Origin of the sequence: Acinetobacter sp. AKBS16 (assembly GCF_002899995.1) — a bacterium.
In the GTDB taxonomy this organism is placed as follows: domain Bacteria; phylum Pseudomonadota; class Gammaproteobacteria; order Pseudomonadales; family Moraxellaceae; genus Acinetobacter; species Acinetobacter baumannii.
This window is the reverse complement of record NZ_POYH01000080.1, coordinates 104,928-114,925: the sequence shown is the minus strand read 5'-3', so window position 1 is coordinate 114,925 and position 9,998 is coordinate 104,928. Positions and strand designations below refer to the sequence as shown.

The 9,998-nt window shown below is 37.8% G+C and carries 6 protein-coding genes and 1 pseudogene; 4 read left to right on the top strand and 3 right to left on the bottom strand.

Translation table 11 applies throughout. The features are described from left to right. From C1642_RS14450 to C1642_RS14440, 3 genes are all read right to left on the bottom strand, one after another. On the bottom strand, positions 1–1,402 hold a 1,402-nt coding region (locus C1642_RS14450), incomplete at its 3' end, for a M3 family metallopeptidase (RefSeq protein ID WP_228153903.1). Next, the gene (locus C1642_RS14445; protein ID WP_086374121.1) at positions 1,403–3,226 is read right to left on the bottom strand and encodes an ABC transporter substrate-binding protein; all 1,824 of its coding nucleotides are present in this window, start codon (positions 3,224–3,226) and stop codon (positions 1,403–1,405) included. It lies immediately after the preceding gene. 15 nt (positions 3,227–3,241) lie between these two features. Beyond that, a complete protein-coding gene (locus tag C1642_RS14440) occupies positions 3,242–5,032 on the bottom strand; it encodes an ABC transporter substrate-binding protein (protein WP_086374122.1) in 1,791 nt (596 codons plus the stop codon). Positions 5,033–5,194: 162 nt separating this feature from the next. On the opposite strand from C1642_RS14440, the pseudogene C1642_RS14435 reads away from it, so the two are divergent. From C1642_RS14435 to C1642_RS19540, 4 genes and pseudogenes are all read left to right on the top strand, one after another. Beyond that, a pseudogene (locus tag C1642_RS14435) lies at positions 5,195–5,287 on the top strand (hypothetical protein); the annotation flags it as partial. 520 nt (positions 5,288–5,807) lie between these two features. Beyond that, positions 5,808–8,507, top strand: coding sequence for a TonB-dependent receptor (locus tag C1642_RS14430; RefSeq protein ID WP_103236484.1), 2,700 nt, complete (start codon positions 5,808–5,810; stop codon positions 8,505–8,507). A 108-nt stretch (positions 8,508–8,615) separates the two neighbouring features. Continuing rightward, positions 8,616–9,332 (top strand): energy transducer TonB, encoded by a 717-nt coding sequence (locus tag C1642_RS14425; RefSeq protein ID WP_000525879.1) that lies wholly within the window; start codon positions 8,616–8,618, stop codon positions 9,330–9,332. A 40-nt stretch (positions 9,333–9,372) separates the two neighbouring features. Further along, positions 9,373–9,998, top strand: a 626-nt coding sequence (locus C1642_RS19540; RefSeq protein WP_228153902.1) for a MotA/TolQ/ExbB proton channel family protein, incomplete at its 3' end; no start/stop codon positions are given.

Sequence of the window (9,998 nt, the reverse complement as noted above, 5' to 3'; positions counted from 1 at the left end):
CAAAAGTTTCAAGCTCATCACTATTTAAACCTTTACGGTTAAAGTTGGTCACCAATACTGAAATCGGTAATCGGTTGGTTAAAGTGCTGCCACCATATACTCCCCAAACTGCTGCATGGCCGTATTTCCCTTCACGGGGGAATTTATCCATATATAAGCCACCAAGGAGTTTTCCTGTCTTTTTATCAACTACATCGTAATATTCAACTTCATCCTGCCATGCTTTAACTTTGACAGGTTTAAAATCAATACCGTAAAGATCAGATGAAATAGCAAATAACCATTTTTGTGCGGCTAAAGTCGGAAAATAATCACGAAGCTTTTCCTGATCAATTTGATATTTACTCTTACGAAGTTTTTCGCTCCAGTAAGCTTCACTCCAACGCGTTATCTCGGTTTTGTCTAACGGCGTCTTTAAGGTTTGTGCTTTAAATGCACGAAGCTCTTCTACTTCTTTACGTTCAAGTGGTGCTACAGTTTTTTGTACTTCTGCCAAGAACTTGTTTACAGCCTCTGGTGTTTTTGCCATTCGGTCTTTTAAAGCCCAATCTGCATAACTCGCTTTTCCAAATAATTGTGCAAGTTCATAACGTAAATCTATTGCCTGTTTGAGTAGTTTTAAATTTTGTTCAGTTCCACGTCGCGTAAAAGCGATTTGATATCTTTTTCGAGCATCATCATTATCCGCTAGCTCCATAAATGGACGATATTCCGGATACTCAAAACCTAATAGATAGTTACCTTTAGCATTTTTCTTTAACCCTAAAATATAACTTTCTGGCAGCCCTTTCATTTCTTCAGGAGTAAATTCAAGTTTTTCAGGGTTATCACGAATATTGCGGTTATATTCTTGTTCGAGTTTAGTCAACTCATCCAGAATAGCCTTCATTCTTGCGCGTTTTGCTGGTTCTAACTGAACCCCTGTGTCTTCAAATTGATCCAGAATATCTTGACGGTATTTCTGGTCAATCGGATCATTTGCTTTTGTATTTTTAATTACGTTATATAGTTTTGAATTTTGGAAGATATCAGTATGAAACTGATTAATTTTGATTTCGCAGTCTTCGGCTGCCTTACGTAATTTCGCATCTGGGTCGACGTTACTATATAGACCTATGGGCCCCGAAAAATCTTCAAGATGAGCAAAAATTTTATCCCACTTGGCTAATATCGGAGCAGCGGCAGCATCGTTTTTAACAGGCGTTTTTTCAAAACTAGAAATCTCTTGCTGAATTTTTTTTAAATTAGAATCACACCATGCTGGGAGTTGCTCTGCTTTGAGTAATGGTAATGTCGCACGCGTCACTTCAGCCGATGCAAATTGACTTATACCTATGGTCAACATACATAATGTAGTCATTTTCAGTGTATTATTTTTCATCGTATCTCCAATTTTTTTCATTTAATGATTAGATTTCGTATTTGTATCAATATCGAAGTACATCCATTCAGCATGTAAAATCGGATGCTTCTTATATCCAATAATTCGTGGTTGGGCCAACATATTGCGATAGCGTGCATAAGACATTTGCACAGGCATATAAACCTCTAACAAGCGCGTCATTTTTCGATATAACGCATCTCTTTCTGGGCCTGGCTTCACTTGTTGAGACTGGCGGTACAACTCATCAAACTCTGGTATCGAACCACAAGACCAGTTAGTCATATGAGTATTTGGACCATAAAAATTCTGCATAAAATTATCCCCATCTGGATAATCAGCGATCCATGCAGAAGAACCAAACATTCCCTCACATTGTTTTTGTGATCGAAGTAAGTCTGAAAAAAGCATTGGCTTATACACCATGCGAATATGTAGGTTATCGAAGTTTTTCTTCCAAAGTTCAGCACTTTGTTGGCCAATACTGTCATTGCGCGCTTTATATTCGACCACGAGCGGCTTGCCGTTTGGTTGTGTACGCCAACCAGAAGCATCTTTTTTGTAGTGATATCGATCCAACAGCAGATTGGCTGCTTTTACTGAATATGGTGTACTGCTTCTATACTGTGAGTCATATCCCACTACACCAGGTGGAACTGGGAAATGAAGACGTTCTGCATCACTATTCCTTACCAATTTAATCTCTTGATCTATTGAACGGGACATCGCAATAGCACGGCGTAAGGCAATTTTTTCTTTACTCATTCCTCCAACAACGGGATCTTTGAGATTCCAATAGATATAACTAATTTCTGGATCAACAATACGAGATAATTGCACGCCTTCTTTTGCAAGCTCGGGTCTTAATTTACCGTCTTTAATCGCTTTTGAAACTAATTGCCCTTCAAGCTGAATGATATCTACCTCACCACGCTGGAATGCTAACCATCGTGACTGGTTTTCTTCCATGACCTGAATATCAATTGTGCCGATTTGAGGCATTTGTTTACCTTTAAGGCGCTTTACAATTGCTTCATCCCCGGGGCTACTGGCATTAAAGTTCCAAATAAAACCTCGATATTCAGGATTTGCTTTTAAAACAATACGTGAGGCAGGTATCCACTTACTGAGCATATAAGGTCCAGTTCCTACTGGATGCCCCATAACAAAACCAGCTTTATCTTTATATTTCTCGATGACTTCGCGTGCCACCGCACCTGTCGGATCATGAGCCAGTAATAAAGGAAAGTTATAGTCTGGTTTTACTAACCGAATCACCAAAGTGTACTTATCAGGTGTTTGTAAACCACTTACATTTTGATCGTAATTAAATTTTCCGGATTTATTGGCTGCTTTGACTAAAGCATTCATACCTTCAATTTTATCTTCCAATAACCAACTATTGGGTGAGCGTAAATTCGGGTCTAATAACCGCTTAAAAGAATATGCATAATCGTAAGCTGTTAACTCTCTAGGTTTACCTTTAAACGCTGGGTCGGCTGTAAAGTAAATACCCTTCTTAATATGAATGGTATAAGTCAGACCATCTGCACTCACTTCTGGCATAGCCGTAGCCACGTGTGGGATTAATTTTGCTGGTCTTGCCAAATAGTCATAGGTATATAAAGTTTCAAATATAGATGTGAGTACATGCGCTGAATATAAGTCATGTACATAAGCTGGGTCGAAGCCTGTTTCAGCTGTTGGGAATACATAACGCAAAACTTTATTTGGATCGGCTGGGCTTTTCGCAAAAATAGATATAGAACCCGTTAAAGCCATTCCGGCAAAGAATAGGCCGACACTACAGTGCTTAAGCTTTTGTTTTAAATTTTCGGTCATGATGATCTTTATCTAAAATTATTTTTTAATAGGGGTAATATCAAGATATTGCCAGTTTGTATTCATCATTGGGTGAGCTTTAAACCCCTGAACTTGAGGCTGTATCAACCAATTACGAATTCGTGTTACATGAATAATCCAAGGGTTATCAGCTTCTATCTGACGGTTAAGTTTTTCGTAATATGGGAGCCGTTGTTGAGGTGGTAAATGAATGGCCTGAGTATAAAGAGCATCATAGGTTTTAGACTGATAACAAGCATGGTTTCCCTGCCCAGCATTTGGTCCATATAGTAATTGTGCAAAATTATCTCCTTCAGGATAGTCAGCAATCCATGCACCGCTCCAGATCATATATTTACATTGAGTAGCGGCTTTTAAGTTATCTGCAAAGTTACTTACCTTAAAGTCAGCTCGAATGCCAATCGCATCTAGATTTTTTTTCCAGAGTTCTGAATGAATAACCGATGCTGAGCTATTTTCTGTATTGATTTTTAAAATTAAAGGTTTGCCATTTGGTAAGGTCCGATAGCCATCAGCCGCTTTTTTATAACCATAATAATCAAGTAGTTTATTTGCTAACAGCGGATTATATCCTACGCTACTTTTATATTTAGGGTTATATCCGTTTACACCTTCAGGTATAAACATTTGTGATCTAACAGCCTGACTTTTATATGCCTGTTTTATGCTTTCTTTTTGATTGTATGACAGAGTAATTGCTCTACGAAGCGCTATTTTTTCTGGGCTAAAACCACCGATCACTGGATCCCGCATATTCATCATAGTATAGGTAATCTCAGGATCCTTATTTGGATAGTGCTTAATTCCTCTCTTCTTAAAAGAAGCTTTAAGCTGATTTCCATCTAAAGCTTGAGGAACAGCATTCGCTGTGAGTTTATCAAAGTCTAGTTGTCCAGACTGAAAAGCTAACCATCGTGACTGCTCTTCTTCAATAATACTGACCACCACCTTGCCAACTTGTGGCATTTTCTTTCCAGACATTTCCTTAACAAGATGGTTATCCCAAGGTGTTCCTGTTGACTTAAAATTCCAGACAAAACCACGATAATCAGGATTAGCAACTAACTCGACCTTACTTCTCGGTACATATTTACTTAACATATAAGGACCAGTACCTACGGGATGCATACCAATACGGTCACCGTAATAGTCAACAACCTCTTTAGCAACAGCACCAAAAGTAATATAGGCAAGAATATAAGGAAAATTAAAGTCTTGGCGAGTCAAAGTAAATTGTAGAGTATATCGATCAAGAGCTTTAACTCCAGCAATCGGAGTAGCATAATCAAATTTTCCAGTTTTTTTTGCTTGAGCTACAACCGCATCGGCACCTTGTAACTTACCATCAATAAAAGAAACAGAAGGCGCTCTATTTTTAGGGTCTAAAATACGTTTAATTGTATAGACGTAGTCTTCAGCCACCAACTCACGGCGTTTACCTTTAAAAGCTGGATCATTGGTAAAATAGATACCTGGCTTAATTTTAAATATATAAACTTTACCGTCTTGTTCCACTTTGGGCAGGCTTTCTACAGTATTGGGAACTAACTGTAATGGACGCGCTAGATAGTCATATTTGAGTAAAGGCTCAAAAATTGCCTCAGCAATACTAGCACTATAGAAATTGGTGGTTTTGACCATATCGAAACCATCATCTGGGGCCTCATAGGCAACATGCAAAATTTTGTTTGGTTGCGCTGGCGTAATTGCGTAAGCACAAGGAACTGATGTAATAGCCAGACTTAAAATGGCGAGCTTAAAAAATTTTAATTTCAAGTTCATACCCACGTAATTAGTTTTTTTAAAAGATATTATCCTTTTGAGTAACATCTAAATCTGCATAAGAAAAGTTCTTTTTCAACAGATAGGCCTATTTAGGATTTAAAATTTACTTTCCTTTATCCTCTTTCGATTTGATCAAATGGAAAAATAAACTCAAATACCTAGTGTTTTGTAACCATTGAATATAAAGCGAATTTCATGCCATTTATTAATATCCATCTTAAAATATTTAAAAACATTAAAAATTCATATTTTTATTAGATACTTAAAAACGTTTGAACTATATAAATAAAAGTAACTTTTTGCCAAATATTATATTCATATAAGTTAATCATCTAATACCTTAAATGCACAAATAAAATACATTAAAAATTAATTATGATCCACATTAGATCAAGCCTAACTTACAGATACTTTTAAAACAATCTATTGATTAATAATAAAAATATAATTTAACCATGTAATGATAAATATTATAACATTACATATTAAAAGGCTCTAAAACGATACATTTTTATTTAATAAGCATGTGAAGAGTCCAGTAATGTATATTTTTTATACAAATAAATTTGAAACTTTTCGCCAACATGAAAAAATTTTCCAAATGGAAAATTTATTTTTATATCAAAAAAGCTAAAGCATCATACTCAAGCATAATAAAATCAATATTTATCAATATTTTGCATAAACTAAAAAAAGAAAAATATATAGTTGGCACTTGCTTTGCTTAAAAACTTTCCAGCAATATCGCTAACGACAACAAAAAGGGATCAAGTCCACGATGAAAAAAAAATACAATGTTCGATCTCAGGCAACCCCCAAGATTGGCAAAACAATTCTTAAATTAAGCACCCTTAGTTTAAGCATGATGTGTCTTACCATGGCACAAGCAGCAGAAACCGAACAATCAAGTACCGATGAAAAACCAACAAAAGTCGTAAAAGTTGCCGTTACAGGTTCTTCAATTAAAGGGGTTGCGGCACAAAGTGCTTCGCCAATTACCATTATTAAAGGCGAAGATCTCGCAAATGCTGGCGTTACTACAGTTGAAGAAGCATTAACCCGTGTAAGTTCAAATCAGGCAGGTTTTTCAACTGACCAGAATGTGGGTGCCAGTAATACCGATGGTTCTACTGCTAACCTTCGGGGTTTAGGTAGTGATAAAACACTCGTTTTACTTAATGGACGACGCCTCGCAGCGAACCCTTTTGGTACTTCCACTGTAAACCTAAATATTATTCCTTTAGCAATGATTGATCGTATTGAAGTTTTACGTGATGGTGCCTCAGCAGTTTATGGTGCTGATGCTGTTGCAGGGGTTATTAATTTCATTACAAAAAAAACATATCAAGGTGTAGGTATTAGCGCAGGTTTATTACAACCAGAACACAAAGGTGGTGATAAACAAGATATTTCTATCTTTGGTGGCTACGGCGACTTAGATGAAGATGGTTTTAATATTTTCGGTGTTGTAGATTATCGTCGTACTAACGGCATTATGGCGAAAGACCGAAGAATTTCTGAACGTGGAGGAGTATTACCAGAACTCGGTCTTGATGGACGCTCTGCTAATGCCTTTACCTCAAATTTTTATGACCCTATATCTGGAGTTTCAGGAAATCCCTATGCTCAAAATGGTCAATGTTTGGGTCCCGCAGAGTCAGCAGAAGAAGGATTCTGTTATGCAAATACTCAAGCTTTGATAGGTATCAAACCAGATGTAGAAAACGTTTCTGTTTTAGGACGTGGTACATTCAAAGTTAACGATAATTTAAATGCTATTGGTGAATATATTTATTCACGTATTGAAGTTATCACTTCTGTTGCCCCTGACCCATTTAGCCGCAGTAATCTGTCAACTCGCGTCACCCTTCCAAGTGATAGTCCATATTATCCAGGCAATGGTATTGTTCCTAGCGTTAAAGGGTTAAGTGGTGCTCCCCTTGAACTCTATTTACGATCACATGCAGGAAACCGTATAGCTAAATCAATTAATGAATCACATCGGCTTTTTGCAGGTTTGGAAGGTGACGTATGGGGCTGGGATTTAAACACAGGTGTTACCTATGCAAAAAGTGAAGCCTCAGATAATTTCGTTACTGGTCAATTAAATAAGACTAAATTACAAGATGCATTAAATAACGGAACATTAAACCCATTTGGTGAAAGTAGTGATCCTAATATCTGGAATAATTTATCAGTTAAAGGGAAATATAATGAAGCAACTTTAGAATCCACTACTGCTGACTTCAGTATTAGCCGCCCTATTTTTACTTTACCTGCTGGTGAGGTTGGTTTTGCTTTAGGAGGCAGCTTTACTAATCAAGATTGGAAACAACATATTAATGCAGATTTAGTCCGTCAAGCTCCTAGTAGTGGTACAGACCCTAGTAAACCTGATAATTCCGGTGACCGAGACATTACCTCTGCATTTGCTGAATTACAAATACCTATAACCAAAACGATCGAAGCACAACTTGCAGCCCGTTACGATGACTATAGTGACTTTGGCGATACTTTTAATCCTAAATTCGCGATCCGTTGGGAACCATTAAAACAACTCATGTTCCGTACTTCATATAGCACAGGTTTCCGTGCACCAAGCCTATATGAGATTAATGCTGCTCAAAGCAAAACTTATACTGGTGCAAAATATAATGACCCACTTTATTGCCCAGGCGGTGAGGTCGTAGAAGGGAAAAATAAAAATGACTTTTGTAATACTCAATTTATGAAATTACAGGGAGGCTCAAAAGATTTACAACCAGAAGAATCAAAATCATTTACTGCCGGCTTTGTTTTTGAACCAATTAAAAATCTTGTACTAACGGTTGACTATTTCAATATTAAAATTGACGACCTAATTGCTCAGGTGGGAGAAGCCACCATCTTTGGGGAACCTGAAAAATACTCTGCTCTTTTTGTAAGAAATGCTGATGGTACTATCGACTATATAAAAACCAACTTATTCAACTCTGGTGGCATGAAAACAGAAGGTTTTGATATTAGCCTAAATTATTTAACTCCAATGACATCCACTGGCCGTTTTGGCTTTGGAATTGATGGGACTTATGTATCCAAACTAGATTATCGCGACTCAAAAGGTGAGCCATGGACAGGACAGGTTGGTCTATATGAGGACCCTGCTGTCGTCCGATGGAAACACACGGCTAATATTAACTGGGCATATGAAAATTGGAAATTAGTTTTTGAACAACAGTTTGTACGTGGTTACGATGATCAAAATCAGATAGGTGAAGAACAATATGATCATCACAAAGTTAGTGATTATACCCTCTATAATATTTCTGGTACCTATAAAGGCTTTAAAAATCTTGAGCTAACAGCGGGTATTAAAAATATTTTCGACGAAGACCCATCTGCTTCAAACGTTTTAGATAATTTCCAATACGGATATGACCCTCGGTATGGTGACCCAACAGGACGTACATACTATTTACGTGGTACATACAAGTTCTAAGTGGTTATTTTGCAAACACGACTTTAGAGATCGTGTTTGCAGACCGAATACTCATCCTTAGCCAAACATTAATTTAAAAATTGTTTGTCTACAGTTTCAGGAGTAACTATGGGCATGACTTTTACAGACATAGAAAATAAATCTGCCAAACGCCTAATTGGTATTGCTGCAGTCATTTTTCTGCATCTTCTTGTTGCCTATATTCTGATGTCAGGTTTAGCAAACAATATTCAAAAACCAGCAGAAAAACCTGTGGAATTACAAATTATTCAGGATATTAAGCCACCTCCTCCACCAAAGCCGGAAGAGCCGAAACCAAAGGAAAAACCACCTGAGCCACCAAAAATGGTCGAAAAAGTTGCCAAGGTTCCTGAGCCACCAAAAGAAGTAGAGAAAGTAGCAACACCAGTACAAAAAACGACGCCAGTAGCTCAACCGACTAAAGTCGCTACTCCGGCTCCTGCTGCACCTAGTACTCCTTCTCCGAGCCCTGTTGCTGCACCCGCTCCAGTGGCAGCGGCTGCACCAGCACCTAAACCCGCTGGTGTAACTCGTGGTGTTTCAGAAGGCTCTGCGGGCTGTGAAAAACCGGAATATCCACGCGAAGCACTCATGAACGAAGAGCAAGGAACGGTGCGTATACGTGTTTTGGTTGATACATCCGGCAAAGTCATTGATGCCAAAGTAAAAAAATCGAGTGGCAGCAAAATTTTAGATAAAGCAGCAACTAAAGCCTACAGCTTATGTACGTTCAAACCAGCAATGAAAGATGGCGTGCCTCAGCAAGACTGGTATGAAATTGAATATCCATTCGTAATTGAATAAACAATTGAATTAGCAAGAAATTAAAAAATATTGGAGATATATGATGAAAAAATCAACTCAACCACTAGTACATTTCGCTTCTGCAAGTTTAATCGCAGCTTGCTCGTTACTTCCATTAAGCTCAGTTTTCGCAGAAGAAACGAGCAATGCTCCTGTGGCAACAGCAACTACTGAAGCTACTTCAAATACAACTACTCCAACTCCACCACCAAAGCCTGCAACAAGTGAAACTGTTAAAAATCCATATGGTCTAGAAGCCCTTTGGCGTGAAGGTGACTTAGTCGCTAAGTCTACCTTATTTATTTTAGTACTCATGTCGATTGGTACTTGGTACATCATCATCTCTAAATTATTACAACAAGGTAAAGTCAAACGCCAAGGTAAAGAAGCTGAAAAACATTTCTGGGAGGCAACTTCGCTTGATAATGCTGCAGAAGGTTTAGAACAAAGTAGCGCATACCGTTTTATTGCAGAAAAAGGCATTAACTCGACTAAATCACACGGCGGCTCTCTACTTGAACGCATTGACTTTAATACTTGGGTGAGCATTTCAATACAACGTGCGATTGAAAAAGTACAAAACCATTTAGGCGGCGGTCTCGCTTTTTTAGCAACAGTTGGCTCTACAGCACCTTTCGTAGGTCTTTTCGGAACAGTATGGGGAAT